Source organism: Halotalea alkalilenta DSM 17697 (assembly GCF_000621205.1).
Lineage (GTDB): Bacteria > Pseudomonadota > Gammaproteobacteria > Pseudomonadales > Halomonadaceae > Halotalea > Halotalea alkalilenta.
This window is the reverse complement of sequence record NZ_JHYY01000013.1, coordinates 146,225-169,166: the sequence shown is the minus strand read 5'-3', so window position 1 is coordinate 169,166 and position 22,942 is coordinate 146,225. Positions and strand designations below refer to the sequence as shown.

The following is a 22,942-nucleotide window of genomic DNA, read 5'->3' as shown; positions in this document are numbered from 1 at the left end:
TCACGGCCAAAATTCCAATAAGGACAACTTCGTGACGATGGCCTTGACCAAGCACTCATCCCGGCGTCGCGGCAGGGCCGTCTTGCGGTTCGACCGCACGGCGCTGCTGATCCTGCCGCTGATCGCCTTCATCGCGCTCTTCTACCTAACCCCGGTGTTCAGCATGCTGCTGCGTTCGCTGGAGAGTGGCGAAGGCTGGTCGCTATCGGCGTTCAGAGCAGTGCTCTCCGACGGCGCCTTCTGGCGGGTGATGCAGATCACCATGACGATCAGCCTGATCACCACCGTGCTCTGCCTGCTGCTCGGATATCCACTGGCTTACTTCATCGCCCGGACCAGGACCAGCGTCGCCAACATCCTGCTGCTGCTGGTGCTGATGCCGTTCTGGACCTCGATCCTGGTTCGCACCTACGCGTGGATGGTGCTGTTGGGCAGGCGGGGAGTGATCAACGATACGCTGGTCAACATCGGCCTGCTCGAGCGCCCGATGCAGCTGCTCAACACGCGCACGGCGGTCTACATCGCGATGGTCCATGTGCTGCTGCCCTTCGTCGTGCTGCCGCTCTACGCCACGCTCAAGTCCTTCGACTGGCGTCTGGTCGACGCCGCCAAAGGCTTGGGCGCGGGTCCTTTCGCCAGCTTTCGCCAAGTCACCTTGCCGCTGTCCATGCCGGGTGTCGCCGCCGGTGCGGTGCTGGTCTTCACCCTGTCGATCGGCTTCTACATCACCCCCGCCCTGGTGGGCGGGCCGCGGGACATGATGATCGCCCAGCTGATCGAGACGCAGGTGCGCGGATTCAACTGGAACATCGCCGCGGCGATGGCGGTGGTGGTGCTGGCGGCGGTGCTTGTGATCTGCGCGCTGTTCGCCCGTATCGTTGCGCTCAACCCGTTGATGAGGCGATAGATGAGACGCTTGGCAGGCTTTTCCCTCGGGCTCGTATCGGCGTTGATTCTGGCCTTCCTGATCGCACCGATGGTGATCGTCATCATCTTGTCGTTCTCTTCGGCGCGGTTCCTGCGCTTTCCTCCTCCGGGTCTCAGCCTGCAGTGGTACCAGGAGTTCTTCTCCTCCTATGCCTGGACCAGCGCCGCCACCATGAGCGTCGGTGTCGCCGTCGCGGTGACGCTGTTGTCGCTGGCGCTGGGGATTCCCGGCGCGATAGGCCTGATGCGCGGCCGCTTTCCCGGGCGTCGGCTGGTGGCGGCGATGATCCTCTCGCCGATCATCGTTCCGGGGATCATCGTCGCGATCGGGCTCTACTACACCTATGCCGACTATCGGCTGATCGGTAATCCGATTGCGCTAGTCATCGGCCATACCTGCCTGGCGGTCCCCTTCGTGGTGATCACCGTCGCCAACGCGCTCAGCGGGGTGGATCCGCGCCTCGAGCAGGCCGCGCGCAACCTGGGCGCTTCGCCTTTCGCGGCGTTTCGCCAGGTCACTTTCCCGCTGATTCGTCCAGGCGTCCTGGCGGGCGGGGTCTTCGCCTTCGCCACCTCCTTCGATGAGCTGCTGATCGCACTGTTCGTCTCTGGCTCGGACGCGGTCACCCTGCCGCGGCGGATGTGGGACCAGATCCGCTACCAGTTGGAACCCACCATCGCCGCCGCCTCCAGCCTGCTGATCGTCGTCACCCTTGGCTTGATGATCGTCGCCGAGCTGCTCAGGCGGCGCACGGAACGCCTGCGCACCCGGGAGCAGGAACGCACCTGACCACCGAGGCCGCTCGGCGATCATCGGTCGAACAACAACCACAACGAGGATGTCCAGATGTCCGATGCCAGACTCCGCATCATCAACCGGCTCTTTGCACTGATGTCGTCGCAGCCGCCCCACGTCGCCGACTTCACCCGTCGTCAGTTCATCGGTGCGGCGGCCAAGCTCGGCCTGACCACCGCGGCCGCGACCCAGATGACCAGCATGTTCGCGCTCCCTGCCCTGGCGCAGGAGGTGACGCTGCCGGAGATCACCACGGTGCCCGACGCGCTCAAGGGCAGCGGCGAAGTCCGCTATTGCTCCTACGGCGGCGCACTGCAGGAGGCTCAGCGCAGGGCCTATCTGCAGCCCTTCACCGAGCTGACCGGGATCCGCGTGATCGAAAGCGAGGGGCCGGATTCGGCCAAGATCCGGGCGATGGTCGACACTGGCAATTACGAGTACGACCTGTGCGAGTTCGAAGGCGCATCGGTGCTCAACCTCCAGACCAAGGGCGATTATTTCGAGGAGTTCGACTACTCCCTGTTCGATACCGCCAACATCCCCGAGCACTATCTGAAGAAGCACTATTTCCTGATGCTTCCCTATGCCCAGATCATCGCTTTCCGCCCGGACGCCTTCGATACGCCACCCGCCAGCGCCGAGGATCTCTGGGATACCGAGAACTTCCCAGGCCCCAGGTCGCTGCAGTCCGGCGGCGGCGGGCTGAGCCCCGACCTGGAGATCGCCCTGATGGCGGCGGGTGTACCTCCCTCCGAGGTCTATCCCATCGACATGGACAAGGCCTTCGCCAGCCTCGAGAAGATCAAGCCCGAGGTGGTCAGGTGGTGGGAGGCGGGGGCGATTCCCGCCCAGCTGCTCAGCGACGACGAGGTGGTGATGGCCACGGCCTGGAACGGACGCATCGATGCCGCCCAGCGCGCGGGCGCGCCGATCGAGATCATCTGGCGCAACCAGCTGCTGCGTAACGATTGCTGGGCGATCCTGAAGAACGCTCCCAACCGTGAGAATGCGTTGAAACTCTCGGCGTTCATGAGCATGGCGGCACCGCAGGCGCGGCTCTCCTCGCTGATCTCCTATGGCTTCATCAACGATGGCGCCGAGGCGCTGCTGCCGGCGGAGCGGCTCAAGATGCTGCCGACCTCGAGCGAGTACATCGATGAGCTGATTCCCTACGACGACGTCTGGTGGTCGCAAAGCTACGACGAGCTCTCGAGCCGCTGGGCCAGGTTCATCCTCAGCTGAGCAGCGTACGTACCGTGCGCAAGGCCTGCCGCCAAGGGCGGCGGGCCTTGCGCGGGATCATCTTTCGACCGGATCGAGAAAAGTACAAGAGAAGGGGGCCGGCATGCAGCGGGCAGGTATCACCGAGGTGACGGGCAAGCGCGCTGGAGCGGCGATCAAGTTCGAGGGTATCCACAAGCGCTATGGTTCGAGCGTGGCGATCGAACGGCTCGACCTGGATGTCCAGCAAGGAGAGTTCATCAGCCTGCTCGGTCCGTCCGGCTCGGGGAAGTCGACGCTTCTGATGATGCTGGCAGGATTCGAGCAGGTCAGCGGCGGCCGGATACTCATCGATGACTGCGACGTCACGCTGCTCCCGCCGGAGCGGCGCGGCATCGGCATGGTGTTTCAGAACTACGCGCTCTTTCCGCATATGACCGTGGCCGAGAACATCGGCTTCTCGCTGCGCCAGACGCGTACCTCCAAAGCGGTCATCCGCGACAAAGTCAGCAAGATGCTCGACCTGGTGCAGCTGTCGGGCTTCGAGAACCGCTATCCACAGCAGCTTTCGGGAGGGCAGCAGCAGCGTGTGGCGATCGCGCGCGCGGTGGTCTTCGACCCCCCGGTGCTGCTCATGGACGAGCCATTGAGCGCGCTCGACAAGCAGCTGCGCGAAGCGATGCAGCTGGAGATCAAGAGCCTGCACGAGCGCTTGGGCATCACCTTCATCTACGTGACCCACGACCAGCGTGAAGCACTGGTGATGTCGGACCGCGTGGCGCTGTTGAACGACGGCAAGATAGAGCAGATCGGTAGCCCCCGCGATCTCTACGACCGTCCATGCAGCCGGTTCGCCGCATCGTTCATCGGCGAGGCCAACTTCCTCGGCGTTGAGGTGGTCGGCGCCGCGGCAGCGGGGTACTACGATGTGCGAATGTTCGATCGTACCTTCACCGCACGCGGCGGCGACGGCTCGAGGCGGGGTCCGGCGCAGTGCGTGCTGCGCCCGGAGAAGATCCATCTCACCGCAGCATCCGATGCGCTCGATGCCACTGGGGGCCAGCTCGAAGGGACGGTCACTTCCGCCCTGTTCCTGGGCGAAAGCCTGCGCTACAGCGTGGAGGTCGACGGCTGTTCGCTGACCGTATCGCAGCCGCACCGCAGCGGTACGCAGACCCTGGCACCCGGCGAGCTCGCCAGGTTGCACTGGGCGGTGGACGATTTCCTCTTGGTGGTGTGAAGGCCCCGTGCCTGGCGCATGGCCAGGCACGGACCTTGATGTTTCAGTGCTTGAACAGGTCGCCCGCGCGGCCGAGCAGCATCCGCGCTTCGGCGCCCACGCGCCAGAACGGCTGGAAAGGCATCGGCTTGAGCCGGGTGCGAATCGGAAAGTCCTGCTCGTCACTCCCGTTCGAGACGATCCGCCGACTGATCAGCCTGCCGGCCACGGTGGCCATCGCGATGCCGCGGCCGTTGTAGCCCAGCATCAGCTTGGCGCCGGGCTCGGGCTCGGTCCAATGCGGGTAGTGGTCCTCGGTGATCGCCACCTGGCCGTACCAGTGCCAGGGCCAGGAGACCCCCTCGAGCTGGGGCCAGAGTCTCTCCGCGTAGCGGATCAGGTGGGCGTAGTCATCGAGGCTGGTGGCGTCGCGCTGGGGCCCGCGTCCACCCATCACCAAGCGCCCGCCATCATCGACGCGGTAGTACACCACGTCCCAGGCGGACTCATAAAGCGCCGCGCCGGATGGCATCAGCGTGCGCAGGATCTCATCCGGCAACGGTTCACTCGCGGTCACATAGGTGTAGATCGGCGCGATGGTACGCTTGAGCTTGGGCCATAGATCCCCGGTGTAGCCATTGGTGCCCACCACCACCTGGGCGGCCTTGACGCTGGCCTTGGCGGTGCGCACCACCCAGCCCGTTCCCTGGCGCTCGATCGACTGCGCCGCGCTCTGGCCGTGCAAGCGCGCGCCGGCGAGGGTCGCGGCGCGGGCGAGGCCCCGGGCGTATCCCAGCGGGTTGAGATGGCCACCGCGGTGATCGAGCATCCCACCCAGATAGCGCCCGGTACCGGTGAGCTGTCGCATACCCTCGGCCGAGACCAGCTCGACCGGCATGTCGCGGCGGATGCACTGAGCCGCCAGCGACTGGATGTCGCGCAGCCCGGCGCTGTCCACCGCCGCCCGGATGGTGCCGGTGCGCCGGGGAGCGCAGTCGATCTGGTGCTTCTCGACCAGATCGAAGACCTCGGCTGGCGCCGCGTAGGAGAGCTCGACCATCCGTTTGCCGAGTTCGGGGCCGAAGTCCCGCTCGACCTGGTCGGGGGCCCATTTAAGCCCCGGGTTGACCTGCCCGCCGTTGCGGCCCGAGCAGCCATGGCCGATGTCATGGGCTTCGAGCAGCACGCAGGAGAGCCCGGCTTCGGCGAGATGCAGCGCCGTCGACAGGCCCGTGTATCCGCCGCCGACGATGACCACATCGGCGCTGACGTCTTGGTCGAGCTGCGGGCTTTCGGGGGGCGCGATCGCTGTTTGACGATAGAGATTGTTGATGCCGAACCGATCGTTGTCTTTCATCATGGGCTCGTGGTGAGATCGCCGCTCGTCGGCGATATGGGCAAGATATCCAGGCTGTGATCGTTCAGAGCGCGCGGCTCATCACTGCGCGCTTGCGTAGCCGGTGATGCCCTTGATCTCGAGGAACTCATCGAGGCCGAAGTCAGCGTATTCCCGGCCATTGCCGGAGCGTTTGTAGCCACCGAAGGGCGCTGCTGAGTCCCAGGCGGGGTAGTTGATCGCAACCGTCCCTGCCCGCAGCCGCCGGGCGACGCTACGTGCGCTGTCCAGGTCGTTCGACTGCACATAGGCGGCCAGTCCGTACGGTGAATCATTGGCCAAGGCGACGGCGTGCTCGACGTCTTCATAGGCGATCATCACCAGCACCGGGCCGAATATCTCTTCCTGCGCGATGCGCATCCCGGCGGTGACTTCGGTGAAGATGGTGGGTTTGACGTAGTAGCCCTGCTCGAGTCCCTGGGGTTTACCCAAGCCGCCGATCGCCACCGTCGCGCCTTCTTCGATCCCACAGGCGATCCACGACTGGACCCGTTCGAACTGTAGTGCGCTGATCAAAGGGCCGATGGAGGTATCGGAAGCCTTGGGCGAGCCGACCTTCACCCCGGCGGCGGCCTCTACGGCATAGCCGACCGCTTCCTGGTAGTGCTGGCGCGGTACCAGCATCCGCGTGGGCGCGTTGCAGGACTGCCCGGTGTTGGAAAAGCACGACAGCACTCCTTGCCTGACCGCGCGTTCGAGCCCCGCCTCGCTGGTCAGGTCGGGAAGCAGGATATTGGCCGATTTTCCGCCCAGCTCCTGGTGAATCCGCTTCACCGTATCCGCGCCCGCCTTGGCCACCGCGACGCCCGCCCGGGTCGATCCGGTGAACGAGACCATGTCGACTTCGGGATGGCGGGAGAGCGCTTCGCCGACCTCGACGCCGGTGCCATTGACCAAGTTGAAGACCCCGGCCGGGACGCCCGCGCTATCGAGGATCTCGGCGAACACCAGTGCATCCAGCGGGGCGATCTCGCTCGGTTTCAGCACCATGGTGCAGCCTGCCGCCAGTGCCGGCATCACCTTGCAGGTGATCTGGTTCAACGGCCAGTTCCAGGGCGTGATCAGCGCCACCACGCCGACGGGCTCCTTGACCACCAGCGTCGAGCCGCGCGATGACTCGAACTCATAGTGCTTCAATACTTCGATCATGCGCGTGATGTGGGCCTCGCCGATGCCGACCTGCCACTCGAGGGCGAAGCCGAGCGGAGCGCCCATCTCTTCACTGACCCGCAGCGCCAGCTCCTCGCGCCGCGCGCGATACTCGACCAGGATGCGTTCGAGCAGCGCCAGGCGCTGCTCGCGGCTCCACTGGGAAAAGGTGGGGAAGGCGTTGCGCGCCGCGGTGACCGCTCGGTCGACGTCTTCTTCGTTGCCCAGCGCGATCCTTGCGATCGGCCGTTCGGTCGCCGGATCGATCACCTCGGTGGTCTGCGAGGAGCGAGCCTTGCGCCATTCACCATCGATATAGAAGCTGTCGTGGATATTCATTCGTTGTTGTTATCTCCGGGAGGAAAATCCATGCCTTTCGCTATGGGAAAAATGCTCATTCGATCATCGATCATATGAGCTTTCAAAACCCTCTTGGGTGAGGATCGGCTCACTCTAGCGTGAGTCCAGGCGCAACTGAATGGGGGCGTGGATGAAGCGTGTTCCACCCGCCCCAGTTCTCCAAGTTCACTGACGCCACCTGTAGCTCCATTCCCGGGTCGAGTGACTCATATGGCTCATCGCGACTCCCTTAGCCTGAGCCGCAGCGACGGCTCGATTCCGCCGGATGCATACCCCTCCATGAGCGAAGCCGACAGCAGTTCCAGTCCTCATAGCCACGCCCCGCACCACCATCACGAGGCGATCTCCAAGCGCCTGAAACGCGCCGAAGGTCATTTGCGCAGCGTGTTGCAGATGATCGAAAGCGGGCGCAACTGTGTCGATATCGCCCAGCAGCTTTTCGCCGTCGAGAGGGCGATCACGCAGGCCAAGCGGACGCTGATCCAGGATCACCTCGATCACTGCCTCGAGGATGTGGTCGGCTCTTTGCCCCGTAGCCAACGAGGGCCGATCGACGAGTTCAAGACCATCACCAAGTATCTTTGACGTGTTATCTCGTCCAAGGCATGTCGGGCCGCCACGACCATCGGAGCGCCTGCAGATTACGAGCAGATCGCCGTCACTATTTCGTTCGACGCGGCGGATCACCCGGATTGGCCCCGGTACGAGGCCGGGCTGTCCGCTGGCTCCCTAGCCGTTGGTGCACTCACCTGGCTGTTCGAACCGCTGACCGCCGATCGAGCGGTGAAGATGATAGAGCTGGATGAAGGTCGATGGATGAATGGCGAGGATAGGAGCGCGCCTTTCGCCCGTTAGCCCACGCTGGAGACGATCAGCTGGTACTTGGCGTAGAGCTGGTCTTGGCTCTCGGCGTGCTGGGGGTCGTGGGGGATGCAGTCGACCGGGCAGACCTGCTGGCACTGGGGTTCGTCGAAGTGGCCGACGCATTCGGTGCACAGGCCCGGATCGATGACGTAGATCTCCTCGCCTGGCGAGATCGCGCCGTTGGGGCACTCCGGCTCGCAGACGTCGCAGTTGATGCATTCGTCGGTAATCATCAATGACATGGCTGATCACCCCCTGGCCTGTGCATGTCGATCACTCGCCGCGCTCCGCGGCCTCGTCGGCGAAACGTACGCTCAGCGCCTGGGCTACGGCGGCGGGAACGAGGCGCGAGACGTCGCCGTGCAGGCGGGCGATTTCGCGGACGATGGTCGAGGAGATACAGGCGTTCTCTGGTGCCGGGGCCATGAACAGGCTCTCGGTGCCGGGCAGCTGGATGCGGTTGATCTGGGCCAGCTGCAGCTCGTAGTCGAAGTCGGCGCTCGAGCGTAGCCCGCGCAGCAGCACGCGGGCCTCCTGCTCGATGAGGAAGTCGGTGGTCAGGCCGTCGAAGCCGATGACCTCGACGTTGGGGATCCCCGAAAGCACTTCGCTGGCCAGCGCCACGCGCTGCTCGAGGCTGAGCGCTGGGCGCTTGCGCGGGCTGGCGGCGACCGCGACCAGCAGGCGTTCGAACAGCGGGGCCGCTCGCTCGATCAGGTCGATATGGCCATTGGTGATCGGATCGAAGGTGCCGGGATAGACGATAGTGGTCATGGCGGCTCAGTGGCGAACGTTGCGCGATGGGCGGGCGGCGGGAGTCGAACCCGCGTCCGCACCGCTAGTCGAGGCTGCCGAAGGGGTTGTCGATCTCGAGCGAGATCGGCTTGGCGTAGCCTGGCAGCTTGATCGACTGGTCATCGATCATCAGTTCCGGCCCTTCGAGCACGCCCTCACCGAAAGTATAGCGTGGCTCGAAGCGACCGCCGAGGGAGCGCTGTTCGAAGGCGCTGGAGGCCTCGCGGACCTTCTCGCGTTTGCGCCGCCAGGCGCTCATCGCCGCCTCGCCGTGGCGCTGGGTGAGCAGCCGCTCGGTGACCCGCGGCGAGAGCAGCGGGGCGCTGGCGTTGTTGCCACCGAAGCCCTTGGCGTTGATGAAGGCGACATCGGCGTCGAGTTCGAGATGCTCGCGGGAGAGCACCAGGCGTTCGGCGAAGACATCGTCTGCGACCTCGTCGAGGGTCGCGATGCCCGGCATCAGGCGGTGATGGAAGGTGCCGATGGCGCTGGCGATCTGGTCGCCGGCGGCACTGCCCTGTGAATGGCCGATGTAGGCCTTGATCGCCGCGATCGGCCAGCGCTCGATACTGAAAGCCGCGGCGACCTGGTCGAAGACGTGGGATTCGGTGGTGCGGTTCTTCGGCGTGCTGGTGCCGTGGGCGTGGACGAAGCTGCGCCGTTGCACCGCTTCTTCACCGAGGATCGCGCGGGCGAGGCTGACGCTCTTGGCCATGGTCACGTAGTTGCCGACCCCGGGGGCGGAGATCGAGCGCTTCCAACCATCGGCATTGACGAACACCTCGGGCACCGAGCCGAGCAGCTCGGCGCCGAGCTCCAGCGCCAGGGCATCGTCCATCACCAGCACGAACTGCGCCGATTCGGCGATGGTGAAGCCGCAGTTGCGCGCGAACGGCCGGCAAGCGCGCTGGTAATCCTGATCGGTCAAGAGCTCCAGCGCGTCGAGCGCCTTGAGGCTCTGGTCGTCGGCCAGCGCGCTCATCACCCGGAAGCCCTCGATCACCTCCGCGGTGACCGGTGCATCGGCGGTGCCGACCATCGCCACCCGACGGCGGCCCGCGCGAATGTCATCCACCGCCATGCGCAGGTTGTAGAGGAAGGTCGCGCAGGCGCCCTGGAGGCCCGCAGTGGCGCCGACGCTGCCGAGCACGTAGGCATTGAGGAAGTCGGCGGGCATCTGGCCATAGCCCAGCGGCATCTGCTTCGAGGTCGCGCGGTTGCCGGTGACGAAGCTCTGCAGCAGTCCGCCCCAGCCTTCGCGGTCGAGCTGGCCGGTGGAGTTGCTGGCGTAGACCGCGACCTGGTCGGGGGGCAGGCGGTCGGCCACCTCCTGCCACTCGAGCCCGCTCTGACCGAGGCAGTCGGAGGCGCCGAAGATGGTCATCGCCAAGGCCCGCGGATGATGCACGCTGCGATAGAAAGAGGTCGGCTCGAAGCCGCTCGGCAGCTGGCCTGCACTGTTGACCAGCGGCTGGCGATGGTCGGGGAGCAGCACCTCGAGCGCGCCCTGGGGCACGCGGACTTCGACGTGTCGGGCGTCGATTTCGACCACCTCCCACTGCGCCGGCAGCTGCTCGGGCAGTTCGCGCCGGCGCAGGCGAAAGCTCAGCGGCGCGTCTAGCTCGAGCTTGGCGGCACGATTGGCGACGATGCCCTGGGCATCGTAGGTGGGCGGCTCGATCCGGCGGATCAAGGTATGGGATACGATCCGTTCGCGGTAGCGCTCGACCAGCTCGGCGGGCGTCAGTGCCCGGTCTTCGGCATCGATCCACTGGCCCTGGTCGTCGAGCTTCGCCAACGCCATCAGCGAGGCCAGCCCCAGCAGAGTGCGCTCGCGTTCGTCCTGCGGCAGCGCGTCGAGCACCGTGCGGCGAAACGCCTGATGCCCTGAAGTCCTGCCGGCGGCGTTGACCCCGCCCATACCGACGATCACCGGTAACTGTGACAAGCCGCTACCCTCACTCGTGCTTCGCGGCGCCGGTCCACCTACTTTGGAGCGACGGCGACGAGGCCAGTGGCCTGCTTCCAGGGCCCAAGCCTATCGTCGTCCAGATCCTTGGCGTGGCGTCATCGACGTGCCGCGTGAATTGCGAACGTCGCGCACCTGAGGCGTCGAGGTGCCCCAAGAAGGTGCGCGGATGTAATGTTGTGATGATAACATCGCGGCCGCGAGCCCGTCATTCGAGCCGAGCGATATTTCGAACAGTGTTTCTGATTCTTTCGTCAGTCAACGGCGGGGCCTGGTCCCAAGCCCCGCGCAAGAGGTCCCTCCGCCGATGCAGGCCGACTCGACGCCGATCCACAGCTCCCAGCACGGCCCTCACCAGGGTCTTGCCCAGCGCGTCGAGCGCGCGCTGCGAACGCCGTGGCAGCGGCCGTTCGCCGAGCATAGCAGGGTCGCCTTCGCCAGCGCCCAGGCGTGGCTGGACGCGCGGCCGGGACACCCCTTGGTACTCGACTCCGGCTGTGGCGTGGGACTTTCCACCCGCAGGCTCGCCGAGCGCCATCCTGATGCGCTGGTGATCGGTGTCGATCGAAGCCTCGACCGGATCAATCGCGATCACGGCCCGCTGCCCGGCAATGCCTGCCTGATTCGCGCCGACCTGGTCGATTTCTGGCGCCTTGCCCTGGAGGCGGGCTGGGCGCCGCGGGCTCATTACCTGCTCTATCCCAACCCCTATCCCAAGCCGGGGTTGCTCAAGCTGCGCTGGCACGGGCACCCGGTCTTGCCGAGCCTGCTCGGTCTCGGTGGCGAGCTGGAGCTTCGCTCCAACTGGAAGATCTACGTCGAGGAGTTCGCCATCGCCGTCGGGCTGGTCACCGGGTCGGCCCCCACGGTCGAGGGCTTCATGCCCGAAGGTGCAGCGCTGACGCCGTTCGAGGCCAAGTACCAGCGTAGCGGCCACGCACTGTGGCGGCTGCGTGTCGGGCTCCAACGTTTGGGTTGAACCGGGTCGATCGCATTGTCGCTCGGCTCATGTACACTCCGACGTGCCGCTTTGCATCGATTTCGTCCCGACCCAGCGCGGCACTTTCGTCTGCAGAGGAGTCGCCGAGTGTTCCTGCGCCTGATCCGTTTCACCGCCCGGCGTTCGCCGTGGGCTCCCTCGTTGCTGTTGCTCGGTCTCTCCCTTGGCGCACCGGTGCTGGTCCAGGCCGCCGGGCTGCCGACGCTCCAGGCGTTGGCCGAAGGCCGTTTCGACATCAGCGCCGAGGTGCGCATGCTCGACGACGGCCGTGTGCTCGGCGAGCTCGACCCGCGACGCTCGCTTGCCCCGGCTTCTCTCTCCAAGCTCTACATCGCCGCCGCGGCGCTCGGCCGCTATGGGCCGCAGCATCGCTTCGTCACTCGCATGGTCAGCGACGGCGAGCAGCGCGGTGCGACGCTGCATGGCGATCTGGTCCTCGACAGCGGTGGGGATCCGGCGATGACCACCGAGCGCTACTGGACCCTGGTCGAGCAGCTGGCCGCGCGCGGTATCGAGCGCATCGACGGCCGGGTGCGGCTCGCTCAGTGGCAGTTCGGCCCCGAGCCGTGCGGGGTGGCGGACCGCTGCAGCGCGCGTGATGCGACGATGAGCTCCTACGATGCGCGGCTTTCCCCGCTGGCGGTCGACTATGCGGCCTGGTGCGTGCAACTGCTGCCGACGCGTCCCGGGGCTTCCGCACGGGTCGGCGGCTGCTTCAGTTCTCGGCCGCTGGTCACGGTGAGCGGCGAGGTAAAGACCGTCGCCGAGGGCCAGCCGACCCGGCTCAGCGCGCGGCGCACTACCGCCAACGGTCGCGACACCCTGACTATTTCCGGGCAGGTCTCGATCGCCGACGGGCCGCAGTCGGTCTACCGCTCGGCCTCCGACCCCGCCCAGCAGACCCTGGCGACGCTCGAGATGCTGTTCGCCCAGAGCGGGATCCGTGTGGCGAGGGGCTTCGCCATCGATGCGACCCCGCCGCCGGCGGGCGCGCGCGAGTTCGCCGCGGTCGAGAGCCCGCCGCTGCAGATGGCGTTGATGGACATGCTCAACTACTCGAACAACTTCATGGCCGACGTGCTCACCATCGGGCTCTCCGCCAGCCAGCCACCGAGCCTGGCCAGCGGAGCCGCCGCGCTCGAGCGGTTCGTCGACACGGTCCCTGGTCATGGTCCGGTGAGCCTCGCCAGCGGCAGCGGGCTTACGCCGGACAGCCGCACCAGCGCCCACGGGCTGGTTGCGCTGCTCGATGCGATGTACCGGCGTGCCGAGCTGTTCCCCACCTTCGTCAGTGCGATGCAGACTCCGGCCAACGGCGCGGCGAGGTTCATTCGTCGCGGCGATCCGCTGTTCCAGCGCAGCGTGATGGTCAAGACCGGCACGCTCAACCAGCCGGTGCCAGTGCGGGCGATCGCGGGTTACTTCCGCACCTCTTCCGGGCGTTGGGGCGCCTTCGCGGTGATGCTCAACGGCCGTGCGGCGACCCCCTACCTGGTCTGGCCCGATGTGCTCGAGGCGCTCTCCAGCGACCTCACCCCGCTGATCGAGAGATACTGACGGGCATTACCTGCCGTCATTCCGATTGCCGTCATTCACGCGCCGATGCCCTGGACAAGGGGCGTCGGCGCGCTGCGTTCTCCACCGTTGCAACGTAAGGGGTATTCCCTGGCGGAATGGGGTCATGCGCATTGATCGTTTGCCGCTACGGCGCGGGAGTCGTTTAGATGGAGCACCTCTCGCGCATGGCCGGCCGGTCGGGACGCCGGTGACGAGTGCGTTTCCAACATCCAACGATAATCAAAGAGGAGTGACGATGAAGCACTCGATTCGGCCGCTGGTGTTCTGGCCGACCTTCCTGGTTCTCCTTGCGGCGGTTGCCGCGAGCTACCTCAATCTCGATGGCTTCCTCGCCGTGAGCGGGATGATCAACGATTTCATCCTCGACAAGTTTTCCTGGCTGTTCAGCCTCGGCAGCCTCTACCTGCTGGGGCTCGCGGTGGTGATCTACGCATCCCCCCTCGGCCGGGTGAGGATCGGCGGCGCCCAAGCGACACCTTTGTTGACTCCTTGGCGCTGGTTCTCGATCACGCTTTGCACCACGCTCGCGGTCGGCGTGCTGTTCTGGACCACCGCCGAGCCGCTCTATCATCTCCATGCACCGCCCGAATCGCTGCACCTCGAGCCGGGTTCGCCCGAAGCGCGCCTGTTCGCGATGTCGGCGATGTTCCTGCACTGGTCGTTCACGCCCTATGCGATCTACGCCGTGCCTGCGTTGCTGTTCGCCCTGGTGTTCTACAACCGGCGGATGCGTTTCTCGATTTCGAGCCTGTTCGAGCCGCTGTTCGGTCCCGGGGTCAGGCGCTTCGGTGGGTTGATCGACTCGGTGGCGCTGTTCGCCCTGGTCGCCGGCATGGCCTCGACCTTGGGCACCGGAACCCTGACCATCGTCGGTGGCTTGAACCAGTACCTTGGCGGCACCACCACGCCTATGCGACTGGCGCTGGTGATCGCGGTGATCGTGATCACCTTCGTCGCCTCCGCCGCTTCGGGACTCAACCAGGGCATCGCCAGGCTCTCCTCGTTCAACGCCTGGCTGCTGTTCGCGCTGGGGCTGTTCGTTTTTCTCTGCGGGCCGACGCTTTTCATCTTGAGCCTCGGGGTCGAGTCGCTGGGCGCCTACCTCGACGGCTTCTTCCGCCTCAGCCTGTTCACCGGCGCCGCCGCCGGGGACGACTGGTCGCACTCATGGAGCATCTTCTACTGGGCGGTATGGTTCGCCTGGGCACCGGTCACGGCGCTCTTTCTGGGCAAGATCTCGCGCGGCTACACGGTGCGCCAGTTCCTTAGGGTCAACCTGGTCTACCCGGCGCTGTTCGCGATCATCTGGATCTCGATCTTCTCCGGCTCGGCCTTGCACTTCGACGCCTCGATGGCGCAGCCGAACGGCCTCTACAGCGTGCTCAACACCCTCGGCGTCGAGCAGGTGCTCTATGCCCTGTTCGGCCAGCTGCCGCTGACCTGGCTGATGATCCCGATGCTTTTGTTCATCGCCTACATCTCCTACGTCACCGCTGCCGACTCCAACACCGACGCGATCGGCAATCTCTGCACCCGCGGACTCACCGCCGATTCTGATCTCAACGCGGGCCTGCGGATGAAGATCGTCTGGGGCTGTACGGTCGGGGTGGTCGCCTGGGTGATGGTCAGTTTCGTCGGCGTAGGCGGGGTGAAGATGCTTTCCAATCTAGGTGGGCTGCCGGCAATGCTGATGATCCTGGTCGCCAGCGGCTCGCTTTGGCGCCTGATCCAGAACGCGTCCGATCTTGAACGGATCGAGACGGAAACGGTGGAAAAGAAAGACGCTGAATCGGTGGTCAAGGAGATAGCGTAAGTGAAGACGAGGACTGAGTTTCCCCATCGGGTGCGCGAGATCGAGCACACGTTGATCACGCTGGCCGACGGCACGCGGCTGGCGGCGCGGATCTGGCTGCCTGAGGATGCCGAAGAGCATCCGGTGCCGGCGATCCTCGAGTACCTGCCGTACCGCAAGCGCGACGGCACCGCGGTGCGTGACGAGCTGACCCACCCTTGGTTCGCCGGCCATGGCTATGCCTGCGTGCGGGTCGATATGCGCGGCAATGGTGAGTCCGATGGGCTGATGCACGACGAGTACCTGCCCCAGGAGCAGGCCGATGCACTGGAGGTGATCGAGTGGATCGCCTCCCAGCCCTGGTGCGATGGCAAGCTCGGAATGATGGGCATCTCCTGGGGAGGCTTCAACGGCCTGCAGGTCGCAGCGCTCAAGCCCGAACCGCTCAAGGCGGTGGTCACGCTCTGTTCCACCGACGACCGCTACGCCGACGACATCCACTACAAGGGCGGCAACATGCTGCTCGAGAACCTCGCCTGGGCGGCGACGATGCTGAGTTTCTCCTCGGCCGCTCCCGATCCGCTGCTGGTCGGCGAGCGCTGGCGCGAGATGTGGAAGGCGCGGCTCGACGGCATGCCGCTGCTCGCCGACACCTGGCTGCGCCACCAGACCCGCGACCAGTACTGGCGCCATGGCTCGATCTGCGAGAATTACGCCGACGTCGAGGCCGCGGTGCTGATGGTCAGCGGCTGGGCCGACTCCTACATGAACTCGATTCCGCGGATGATGGCGCATCTCAAGGGGCCGAAGAAGGCGCTGATCGGCCCTTGGATGCACAAGTACCCGCACTTCGCCGTGCCGGGCCCGGCGATCGGTTTCCTCCAGGAGGCGCTGCGCTGGTGGGACCAGCACCTGAAGGGAATCGATACCGGGGTGATGGACGAGCCTCCGGCGACTTTCTATCTGCAGGATGGCCTGCCGCCGGCGCCGAAGTACGCCCATCGCCCCGGGCGGTGGGTGAGATGTTCGGGCTGGCCGGCATCGTCGCTCGAGATCGAGCGCCGCTCGCTGCTGCTCTCCGACACCGGGCTTAGCGAATATGGTGCCGGTCTCTCCGAGCCGCGCCCGATCGCCTCTCCGCTTACCGCCGGCGCCCAGCAGGGCGAGTACATTCCGCTCTGGTTCGGCGCCGACTTCCCCACCGACCAGCGGCGCGACGATGGCCTGGCGCTCACCTTCGACACCGCGCCGTATCGCGACGGTCTCGATATCCTCGGCCAGCCGAGGGTCGAGCTGAAGCTTGCCAGCGCCACCGACTGCGGCCAGCTCAACGTGCGGCTGTGCGACGTAGCGCCGAGTGGCGAGAGCGCGCTGATCACCTACGCCACCCTCAACCTGCTGCTGCGCGACGACCCGAGCCGGATCTCGCCGGTCGAGCCGGGCAAACCGATGAAGGTGGGTCTCGACCTCGATATGATCGGCTACCGGCTGCCCAAGGGGCACAGGCTTCGGGTCTCGCTCTCCTCGGCCAACTTCCCGCTGGTGTGGTCACCCAAGCGTCGCGCCGATCTTACCCTGCTGCCCGGCGAGCCCAGGCTCGAACTGCCGGTGTCCAAGCTCGGCTACGTCGACGATCCCTTCGAGCCGGCCGAGAGCGCCACGCCCTGCGCGCTCGAGGCCCTGCGTCCAGCGGCGCCGAAGCGCACGGTCAGCGAAGACGTCGGCAGCGGCGAGGTCAGCGTGGTGATCGAGGACGACATGGGCAAGGTGCGTTTCCTCGACCACGGCCTCGAGGTCGACCAGCGCTGCCGGGAGGTCTACATCAGCCATCCCGACGATGCCTCGCGCACCCGTGCCGAAATCGATTGGCACTACAGCGCCGGGCGACGCGAGGGCGAGGGCGCGTTCTCGATCGAGGTCGACAGCCGCTACGCGCTCAGCTGCGACGAGGAGAACTTCCACCTCGAAGCCAGCCAGGTCGCGCGTGAAGGCGGGCGCGAAGTCCACCGCAAGACCTGGCGTACCACCATCCCCCGCAGCGCAATCTGAACCGGCGCCCGCATAGGAACGCCGCCGTCCCGATCAGGACGGCGGCGTTCTGGCTTTGCGACGGTAGTTCGGTCAGCGGGGCACGAGTCACCACTGTGCTAACCTGCGCTACCTTCCAGGCGAGGAGTCCAAGCCGATGTCGCCGAGCAGCGATCCGCTACCGCCGCTCAACTGCCTCAGCGCGTTCGAGGCGGCGGCGCGCTATCTCAGCGTGACCCGTGCCGCCGAGGAGCTGCACCTGACCCAGAGCGCGGTGAGCCGGCAGATCAAGCGTCTCGAGCAGGACCTCGGCCGTGGCTTGTTCTTCCGTGAGTCCGCAGGGCTTCGCCTGACGCCGGCGGGGGAGCGCTACTACAAGGTGGTGCAGCGTCTGCTGCGCGAGCTCGGCGAGGCCACGGTCGAGCTACGTCGAGCCTCCAATGAACGCCAGCTGACCATCGCCGCCAGCCCGACCATCGCCTCCTTCTGGCTCTCCCGGCTGATGCCGGACTTTCGCGCCCAGCATCCGGGGACCGCGATCCGTCTGCTGGTGGTCGAGGATCCTTTCTCGCTGGATCTCGCCGAGTTCGACCTGGGGCTTTATTACCTGCTCGAGCACGAGCCGCCGCCTGCCGGGGTCAGGGTGGAGCCCGTGTTCGAAAGCGAGAGCATCGCCGCGCTCTGCGCGCCGCACTACCTGGAGCAGATGGGGCCGATTACGGACTCGAACGAGCTGCTCGAGGCGCATGTACTACTGGTGCTTGAGGATCACTACAACGATTGGATGACCTGGCGGCGCTGGTACCAGCTGCTCGATTTCGACTGGCGCACGCCGAAGCACGCCCTGCGTGCCAACAGCTACCAGCTGCTGATCAACGCAGCGCTCACCGGGCAGGGCGTGACCCTGGGCTGGACCCGCCTGTTCGACCACGAGATTCGCCAGGGCCAGCTGGTGCTCGCATTGCCCGACCGGCTGCCGAGCCCGGGCGGCCTGTCCCTGCTGATCCCCGAGCATCGCCATCTCAACCTATCGATGCGCGAGTTCCGCCACTGGCTGGCCGAGCATAGTCGCTAGCGGGCGGCCGCGATGTCGTCGAGCGCGGGGAGCTCTTCGTCCAGTAGCTCGAGCTTGGCTGCGCCGAGATTCTCCCGTAGATGCGCGATCGACGAGGTGCCGGGGATCAGCAGGATATTGGGTGCCCGGCGCAGCAGCCATGCGAGTGCCACCTGCATCGGTGTGGCGCCGAGACGCTCGGCGATGGTCGACAGCGCGGACGATTGCAGCGGCGTGAATCCGCCCAGCGGGAAGAACGGTACATAGGCGATGCCGTCCCGGGCGAGATCGTCGATCAGGGCATCGTCATGCCGGTGGGCGATGTTGTACATGTTCTGCACGCAGACGATGGCGGTGAGCCTGCGCGCTTCGGCTACCTGCGCGGGCGTGACGTTGCTCAGGCCGATGTGCCGCACCAGCCCCTGCTGCTGCAAGTCGGCCAAAGCCGTCAATGGCGCTTCGATCGAGCCCTCGGTCGGTCCCTCCGCTTTGAACATGATCCGCAGGTTGACCACGTCCAGCACGTCGAGTGCGAGGTTGCGCAGATTGTCATGCACCGCCTGGGTCAATTCCTTCGCCGAGGAAGCGGGCAGCCAAGCGGAGTCCGCGCCGCGCCGCACGCCAATCTTGGTCACGATGGTGAGGTCATCGGGATAGGGGTGCAACGCCTCGCGGATGATTTGATTGGTGACATGCGGGCCATAGAAATCGCTGGTATCGATATGGTCGACCCCCAGCGCGACCGCCTCGCGCAGCACCGCCAAGGCTGCGTCGTGGTCCTTCGGCGGGCCGAACACGCCGGGGCCTGCGAGCTGCATGGCGCCGTAGCCGAGCCGCTTGACGGTGCGGGTGCCGAGCGTGAAGGTGCCGATCTGATCGATGCTGGTCATGTCGATTCCCCCTTGCCAAGTTGCGTCCAGGGCAGTATATGAAGGATCTCTCAGTTCTTGAATTCGCATTCCATGAGCACAAGCACATCGGCGCTAGAGCCGCGGAAATCCCCGGTTCAGGCCCGTTCCACAGCCACCGTCGAAGCGCTGCATGTCGCCACCGTTCAGGTTTTGATCCGGGAGGGTCTGAGCCGCTGCACGACGACGCGCGTCGCCAAGCGCGCGGGCATGTCGGTCGGTAGCCTCTATCAGTACTATCCAAACCGCGACGCGCTGCTCGTCGCAGTGCTGAACAAGCACCTGGACGACACCGTTGGCACCGTCTGCCGGGTTTGCCGCGAACATTGGGGCAAGCCGGCTGCCGAGATGGCCGCGGCCCTGGTCACCGCCTTTCTCACTGCCAAGCTGCGCGATCCCGAGGAATCCAAGGCGCTCTATGCGGTCGCGGGGGAGCGCCGCGGCGCCGAGCTGGCCGCTCGAGCGCATGCGCGCCTCGTGGAGGCGATCACGGCGATGCTGGCGAGCGCCCCCGATGCCCACTTCGACGATCCCGCCGTGGCGGCCGTGATCGCGCTGGACGCCCTCGTCGGGCCGGTGCGGACCGTGCTCGAAGGGCTTGCCCCGGCCGGGTTCGAGGCCTGCCTCGAAGCACAGCTGATCCTGCTCTTGACCGCTTACGTCCAGGCACATGAGCTTCCAGCGAAGCGGCGGCAACGCCGGAAGCCCGAGGCAGGTGGTTAGCCGTCGTAGCTTAGGCTTTCCGCCGCTTGGCGTCCGGCGCGCCTGGACGAAACACCCCGGGCCTTACGGCCCGGGGGTGTCGGAGCAAACCTCGATGGTCGAGGGCCAGGGCAGCTCAGCCCTGGTGGCAGCCTTCGGTCCAGCTGTCGACCAGTGCCTGGTGATCGGCGACCCACTGCTTGGCGTTTTCATAGGGATCGCTGCCCTGCTGCTCGTTGAGCAGCATCATTGCGCCCATCTCATCCGGGCTCCAGCTGAAGTTGTCGAAGATGCAGTAGGCTTCGGGATCGTCGTCCTCGAGGCCCTCGCGCACCACGGTGTCGATCTGCTCGGCTTCGCCGAAGGCGTTCTGCGGGTCCTCGAGGTACTTGAGATCCCAGCGCGAGAACATCCAGTGCGGGGTCCAGCCGGTGACCACGATCGGCTGCTGATTGGCGATCGCACTGCCGAGCGCGGCGGTCATGGTCGCGTCGCTGCCGGTGGTGAGCTGCAGGTCATCGAGTCCGTAGGCCTCCATCGCCTGCTCGGTGATGCTCATGATCCCGGCGCCTGGATCGATGCCGGTGATGGTGTCTTCGAACTCGTCGGCGTGGCTGGCAAGGTCTTCGATCGAGTTCACCTCCTCGACGTAGCTCGGCACCACGAGCCCCAGGCGGGTACCTTCGAAGTTCGGACCCAGGTTCTCGACCTGGTCCTCGAGCTGGCTGTAGTACTGCGCGTGGGTGGTCGGCAGCCAAGCGGTCATCATGTCGGCGTCTCCGAACGCTACCGCCTGCCACATCGCCGCCGCCGAGAGCGAGGTGGTCTCGACCTGGTAGCCTTGCTGCTCCAGTACCACCCTGAGCACGTTGGATGAAGCGATGTTGTCGGCCCATTCGACGTAGGCGATGTTCACCGTGCCCTTGTCCTGAGCCAGTGCCTGGCCGCTGAGCGCGCCGATCAGCGATGTTCCTAGCGTCTTGGTCAGTTGCATTGTCTTCGCTCCTTGCTCTTGGTTGTGATTGCGCGGCTTCATCGCGCGGCTTCGCGCCCCTTCATCGCCTGAGTGATGCGGTCGAGCAGCATCGCCAGGATCACTACCGCGATGCCGGCCTCGAAGCCGGCACCGGGCTGGAGCCGCTGGATCGCGCTCCAGACCTCTGCCCCGAGGCCGTTGGCGCCGATCATCGCGGCGATCACCACCATCGACAGCGCCAGCATGATGGTCTGGTTGATGCCCGCCATCACGGTCGGCAGTGCCAAGGGCAGCTGCAGCTTGAGCAGTTTCTGCATTCGGGTGGAGCCGAAGGCGTCGGCGGCCTCGGCGAGCTCGGTGGGCACCTGTCGGATGCCGAGTGCGGTGAAGCGGATCGCCGGTGGCATCGAGAAGATCACCGTGGCGAAGATCGCCGACACCGCGCCGATGCCGAAGAACGGGATCGCCGGGATCAGGTAGACGAACGCCGGCATGGTCTGCATGAAGTCGAGGATCGGCATCACCACGCGGTTGAAGCCGTCCGAGAGCGCGGCGAGCACTCCGATCGGCAAGGCGATGATGATCGCGACCAGGGTCGCGATCACCACCAGGCTCAGCGATTGGATGGTCGGCTGCCAGAGACCTAGGTTCCAGATCAGCGAGAGCCCGAGGATCGCGAAGACACCCAGCCGGTAGCCTGATATCCGCCAGCAGAGCAGGGCGATCACCACGATCATCGCCCAGGGCGGCACCGCCATCAGCAGGTCGTTGAGCGATGAAATGTTGCTGCGGGTGAAGCGCGAGATCGCACGGGTGACATGCGAGTAGTGGCCGGTGAGGAAGTCGAGGCCAGCTTCGATCCAACCGCCGAGAGGGATGCGTGGCACATCGATCATGATGAGACTCCTGTGGCCGAGGGGCCGTCGAGCGGTGCCAGGCTGGGCACCGGCTCGGGGGAAGGTGCTTCACGGCCGACCTCGGCGAGCTGGGCCAGTACCGCGCCGCGCACCACAACACCGCGAAGCCGGCCCTCGCCATCGACCACGGCGATCGGGTAGCTGCGTTTGTTGAACATCGGGAAGAGGTGATGGAGCGGTTCTTCGGGCAGCACGCGCGGTACCTCGCGCTCGATCAAAGTCGCCAGCGATGGTGCCTCACCGGCGCAGGCGCGGACCACAGCGCCTCGCTCGAGGATGCCGGCGAGCCGTCGCTCATCGTCGACCACGTAGAGGGTATCGACACCGCCCTCGTCCATCCGCGCGAGCGCTTCGCCCGGCGTGTCGTCGAGGGTGACCGGGGCCACGGGGCGTCGCATCGCCGCCTGAGCGGTCAGCACTCGGCTCATGTCGACCCCTTCGACGAAGCGCTCGACGTAGGCGTTGGCGGGACGGGTGAGGATCTCTTCGGGCGTGCCGACCTGCACGATCTCGCCATCCTTGAGCAGGATGATCCGATCGCCGATGTTGAGCGCCTCATCGAGGTCATGGGTAATGAACACGATGGTCTTGTCGAGCTCGCGCTGCAGTCCGACTAGCTCCTGCTGCATGTCGCGGCGGATCAGCGGGTCGAGGGCGGAGAACGCCTCGTCCATCAGCATCACGCTCGAGTCGCTGGCCAGCGCCCGGGCGAGGCCGACGCGCTGCTGCATGCCGCCGGAGAGCTGGCGCGGGTAGGCGTCCTTCCACTCCTCGAGGCCGACCCGTCTGAGCGCGTCGAGCGCCTTCTCCTGGCGCTGGGCTTTGGGCATGCCCCGAATCTCGAGGGCGTACTCGGCGTTGGCCAGCACGCTGCGGTGGGGGAACAGGGCGAAATGCTGGAATACCATCGAGAAATGGCGACGCCTGCACTCGCGCAGGCGCTTGGCGTCCATCCGGGTGATCTCGTCGCCCTCGATCGAGATCTCGCCTTCGCTTGGTTCGATCAAGCGGTTGAGGCAGCGGATCAGGGTCGATTTGCCCGAGCCGGAGAGCCCCATGATCACCAGCAGCTCGCCGCTTCTGACCTCGAAATCGATGTTGGACAGGCCAAGGGTATCGCCGGTGCGCTCGAGGATCGCGGCGCGATCGAGGCCCTGGTCGCGCAGCGCCAGGGCGCGGTCGGGATGCTTGCCGAACACCTTGCTCAGCTTGCGCACCCTGATCCTGACCCCGTCTTGCGATTGCGGATCGTCGCTCATGACAGATTGCCTTGCTGGATCGATGCGTCATC

General features: G+C 65.8%; 20 protein-coding genes. 11 read left to right on the top strand and 9 right to left on the bottom strand.

The window, feature by feature from the left end; genetic code table 11:
* Positions 1 to 37 precede the first annotated feature (37 nt).
* The 4 genes from Q376_RS20930 (at position 38) to Q376_RS0100745 (ending at position 4,184) form a co-directional block, all read left to right on the top strand.
* Entirely contained in the window at positions 38 to 907 is an 870-nt protein-coding gene (locus Q376_RS20930) for an ABC transporter permease (protein WP_081803325.1), read from the top strand.
* On the top strand, positions 908 to 1,717 hold the full coding sequence (locus Q376_RS0100755; RefSeq protein WP_027348675.1) for an ABC transporter permease: 810 nt from the start codon (positions 908 to 910) through the stop codon (positions 1,715 to 1,717).
* Between the two features lie 57 nt (positions 1,718 to 1,774).
* Positions 1,775 to 2,965, top strand: coding sequence for an ABC transporter substrate-binding protein (locus Q376_RS0100750; protein WP_027348674.1), 1,191 nt, complete (start codon positions 1,775 to 1,777; stop codon positions 2,963 to 2,965).
* A 103-nt stretch (positions 2,966 to 3,068) separates the two neighbouring features.
* Positions 3,069 to 4,184 carry an ABC transporter ATP-binding protein gene (locus Q376_RS0100745; protein WP_052364810.1) on the top strand — a complete coding sequence of 372 codons (1,116 nt, stop codon included), beginning with the start codon at positions 3,069 to 3,071 and terminating at the stop codon, positions 4,182 to 4,184.
* Positions 4,185 to 4,227: 43 nt separating this feature from the next.
* On the opposite strand, the gene Q376_RS0100740 is transcribed toward Q376_RS0100745, so the two are convergent.
* Together Q376_RS0100740 and Q376_RS0100735 are read right to left on the bottom strand one after the other, a co-directional pair.
* The gene (locus Q376_RS0100740; protein ID WP_027348672.1) at positions 4,228 to 5,520 is read right to left on the bottom strand and encodes an NAD(P)/FAD-dependent oxidoreductase; all 1,293 of its coding nucleotides are present in this window, start codon (positions 5,518 to 5,520) and stop codon (positions 4,228 to 4,230) included.
* An 81-nt stretch (positions 5,521 to 5,601) separates the two neighbouring features.
* Positions 5,602 to 7,047 carry an aldehyde dehydrogenase family protein gene (locus Q376_RS0100735; RefSeq protein WP_027348671.1) on the bottom strand — a complete coding sequence of 482 codons (1,446 nt, stop codon included), beginning with the start codon at positions 7,045 to 7,047 and terminating at the stop codon, positions 5,602 to 5,604.
* A gap of 300 nt (positions 7,048 to 7,347) precedes the next feature.
* Here Q376_RS0100735 and Q376_RS20925 point away from each other — a divergent pair, with 300 nt between their 5' ends.
* Positions 7,348 to 7,653 (top strand): metal-sensing transcriptional repressor, encoded by a 306-nt coding sequence (locus Q376_RS20925; RefSeq protein ID WP_043445600.1) that lies wholly within the window; start codon positions 7,348 to 7,350, stop codon positions 7,651 to 7,653.
* Positions 7,654 to 7,919: 266 nt separating this feature from the next.
* Here the strand turns inward: Q376_RS20925 and Q376_RS0100725 are convergent, their stop codons facing one another.
* The 3 genes from Q376_RS0100725 to Q376_RS0100715 form a co-directional block, all read right to left on the bottom strand.
* Positions 7,920 to 8,174, bottom strand: coding sequence for a YfhL family 4Fe-4S dicluster ferredoxin (locus Q376_RS0100725; RefSeq protein WP_027348669.1), 255 nt, complete (start codon positions 8,172 to 8,174; stop codon positions 7,920 to 7,922).
* A 31-nt stretch (positions 8,175 to 8,205) separates the two neighbouring features.
* Positions 8,206 to 8,706 carry a pantetheine-phosphate adenylyltransferase gene (gene coaD, locus Q376_RS0100720; protein WP_027348668.1) on the bottom strand — a complete coding sequence of 167 codons (501 nt, stop codon included), beginning with the start codon at positions 8,704 to 8,706 and terminating at the stop codon, positions 8,206 to 8,208.
* Positions 8,707 to 8,770: 64 nt separating this feature from the next.
* Positions 8,771 to 10,648 (bottom strand): beta-ketoacyl synthase, encoded by a 1,878-nt coding sequence (locus Q376_RS0100715; RefSeq protein ID WP_027348667.1) that lies wholly within the window; start codon positions 10,646 to 10,648, stop codon positions 8,771 to 8,773.
* A 355-nt stretch (positions 10,649 to 11,003) separates the two neighbouring features.
* Between Q376_RS0100715 and trmB the strand changes: the two genes are divergently transcribed.
* The 5 genes from trmB to Q376_RS0100690 all read left to right on the top strand — a co-directional run bounded on the left by trmB (position 11,004) and on the right by Q376_RS0100690 (position 18,169).
* Positions 11,004 to 11,675, top strand: coding sequence for a tRNA (guanine(46)-N(7))-methyltransferase TrmB (trmB, locus tag Q376_RS0100710; RefSeq protein WP_027348666.1), 672 nt, complete (start codon positions 11,004 to 11,006; stop codon positions 11,673 to 11,675).
* Between the two features lie 108 nt (positions 11,676 to 11,783).
* Complete coding sequence (gene dacB / locus Q376_RS0100705; protein ID WP_245598872.1) at positions 11,784 to 13,253, top strand: D-alanyl-D-alanine carboxypeptidase/D-alanyl-D-alanine endopeptidase; 1,470 nt, start codon at positions 11,784 to 11,786, stop codon at positions 13,251 to 13,253.
* 256 nt (positions 13,254 to 13,509) lie between these two features.
* Positions 13,510 to 15,087 (top strand): BCCT family transporter, encoded by a 1,578-nt coding sequence (locus Q376_RS0100700; RefSeq protein ID WP_027348664.1) that lies wholly within the window; start codon positions 13,510 to 13,512, stop codon positions 15,085 to 15,087.
* The gene (locus tag Q376_RS0100695; protein WP_027348663.1) at positions 15,088 to 17,115 is read left to right on the top strand and encodes a CocE/NonD family hydrolase; all 2,028 of its coding nucleotides are present in this window, start codon (positions 15,088 to 15,090) and stop codon (positions 17,113 to 17,115) included. It abuts the gene before it with no gap.
* Between the two features lie 136 nt (positions 17,116 to 17,251).
* Positions 17,252 to 18,169 carry a LysR substrate-binding domain-containing protein gene (locus Q376_RS0100690; RefSeq protein ID WP_027348662.1) on the top strand — a complete coding sequence of 306 codons (918 nt, stop codon included), beginning with the start codon at positions 17,252 to 17,254 and terminating at the stop codon, positions 18,167 to 18,169.
* Here Q376_RS0100690 and Q376_RS0100685 read toward each other — a convergent pair.
* Positions 18,166 to 19,038, bottom strand: a complete 873-nt coding sequence (locus tag Q376_RS0100685; RefSeq protein WP_027348661.1) for an aldo/keto reductase family oxidoreductase — start codon at positions 19,036 to 19,038, stop codon at positions 18,166 to 18,168. The genes Q376_RS0100690 and Q376_RS0100685 overlap by 4 nt on opposite strands.
* Positions 19,039 to 19,095: 57 nt before the next feature.
* Here Q376_RS0100685 and Q376_RS20920 point away from each other — a divergent pair, with 57 nt between their 5' ends.
* The gene (locus Q376_RS20920) at positions 19,096 to 19,779 is read left to right on the top strand and encodes a TetR/AcrR family transcriptional regulator (protein WP_211266570.1); all 684 of its coding nucleotides are present in this window, start codon (positions 19,096 to 19,098) and stop codon (positions 19,777 to 19,779) included.
* Between the two features lie 115 nt (positions 19,780 to 19,894).
* Here the strand turns inward: Q376_RS20920 and Q376_RS0100675 are convergent, their stop codons facing one another.
* From Q376_RS0100675 to Q376_RS20915, 3 genes are read right to left on the bottom strand one after another with little or no spacing between them, the layout of a single operon-like run.
* Positions 19,895 to 20,752, bottom strand: coding sequence for a glycine betaine ABC transporter substrate-binding protein (locus Q376_RS0100675; RefSeq protein ID WP_155834069.1), 858 nt, complete (start codon positions 20,750 to 20,752; stop codon positions 19,895 to 19,897).
* Positions 20,753 to 20,790: 38 nt separating this feature from the next.
* Positions 20,791 to 21,627, bottom strand: a complete 837-nt coding sequence (locus tag Q376_RS0100670; RefSeq protein WP_043445594.1) for an ABC transporter permease — start codon at positions 21,625 to 21,627, stop codon at positions 20,791 to 20,793.
* Entirely contained in the window at positions 21,627 to 22,910 is a 1,284-nt protein-coding gene (locus tag Q376_RS20915; protein ID WP_081803324.1) for a quaternary amine ABC transporter ATP-binding protein, read from the bottom strand. Before Q376_RS20915 ends, Q376_RS0100670 begins: the two co-directional genes overlap by 1 nt.
* Between the last annotated feature and the right edge of the window lie 32 nt (positions 22,911 to 22,942).

Coding starts and splice junctions, on each gene's coding strand:
- Q376_RS20930 (WP_081803325.1), top strand. CDS start 38: ATGGCCTTGACCAAGCACTCATCCCGGCGTCGCGGCAGGGCCGTCTTG.
- Q376_RS0100755 (WP_027348675.1), top strand. CDS start 908: ATGAGACGCTTGGCAGGCTTTTCCCTCGGGCTCGTATCGGCGTTGATT.
- Q376_RS0100750 (WP_027348674.1), top strand. CDS start 1,775: ATGTCCGATGCCAGACTCCGCATCATCAACCGGCTCTTTGCACTGATG.
- Q376_RS0100745 (WP_052364810.1), top strand. CDS start 3,069: ATGCAGCGGGCAGGTATCACCGAGGTGACGGGCAAGCGCGCTGGAGCG.
- Q376_RS0100740 (WP_027348672.1), bottom strand. CDS start 5,520: ATGAAAGACAACGATCGGTTCGGCATCAACAATCTCTATCGTCAAACA.
- Q376_RS0100735 (WP_027348671.1), bottom strand. CDS start 7,047: ATGAATATCCACGACAGCTTCTATATCGATGGTGAATGGCGCAAGGCT.
- Q376_RS20925 (WP_043445600.1), top strand. CDS start 7,348: ATGAGCGAAGCCGACAGCAGTTCCAGTCCTCATAGCCACGCCCCGCAC.
- Q376_RS0100725 (WP_027348669.1), bottom strand. CDS start 8,174: ATGTCATTGATGATTACCGACGAATGCATCAACTGCGACGTCTGCGAG.
- coaD (WP_027348668.1), bottom strand. CDS start 8,706: ATGACCACTATCGTCTATCCCGGCACCTTCGATCCGATCACCAATGGC.
- Q376_RS0100715 (WP_027348667.1), bottom strand. CDS start 10,648: ATGGGCGGGGTCAACGCCGCCGGCAGGACTTCAGGGCATCAGGCGTTT.
- trmB (WP_027348666.1), top strand. CDS start 11,004: ATGCAGGCCGACTCGACGCCGATCCACAGCTCCCAGCACGGCCCTCAC.
- Q376_RS0100700 (WP_027348664.1), top strand. CDS start 13,510: ATGAAGCACTCGATTCGGCCGCTGGTGTTCTGGCCGACCTTCCTGGTT.
- Q376_RS0100690 (WP_027348662.1), top strand. CDS start 17,252: ATGTCGCCGAGCAGCGATCCGCTACCGCCGCTCAACTGCCTCAGCGCG.
- Q376_RS0100685 (WP_027348661.1), bottom strand. CDS start 19,038: ATGACCAGCATCGATCAGATCGGCACCTTCACGCTCGGCACCCGCACC.
- Q376_RS0100675 (WP_155834069.1), bottom strand. CDS start 20,752: ATGCAACTGACCAAGACGCTAGGAACATCGCTGATCGGCGCGCTCAGC.
- Q376_RS20915 (WP_081803324.1), bottom strand. CDS start 22,910: ATGAGCGACGATCCGCAATCGCAAGACGGGGTCAGGATCAGGGTGCGC.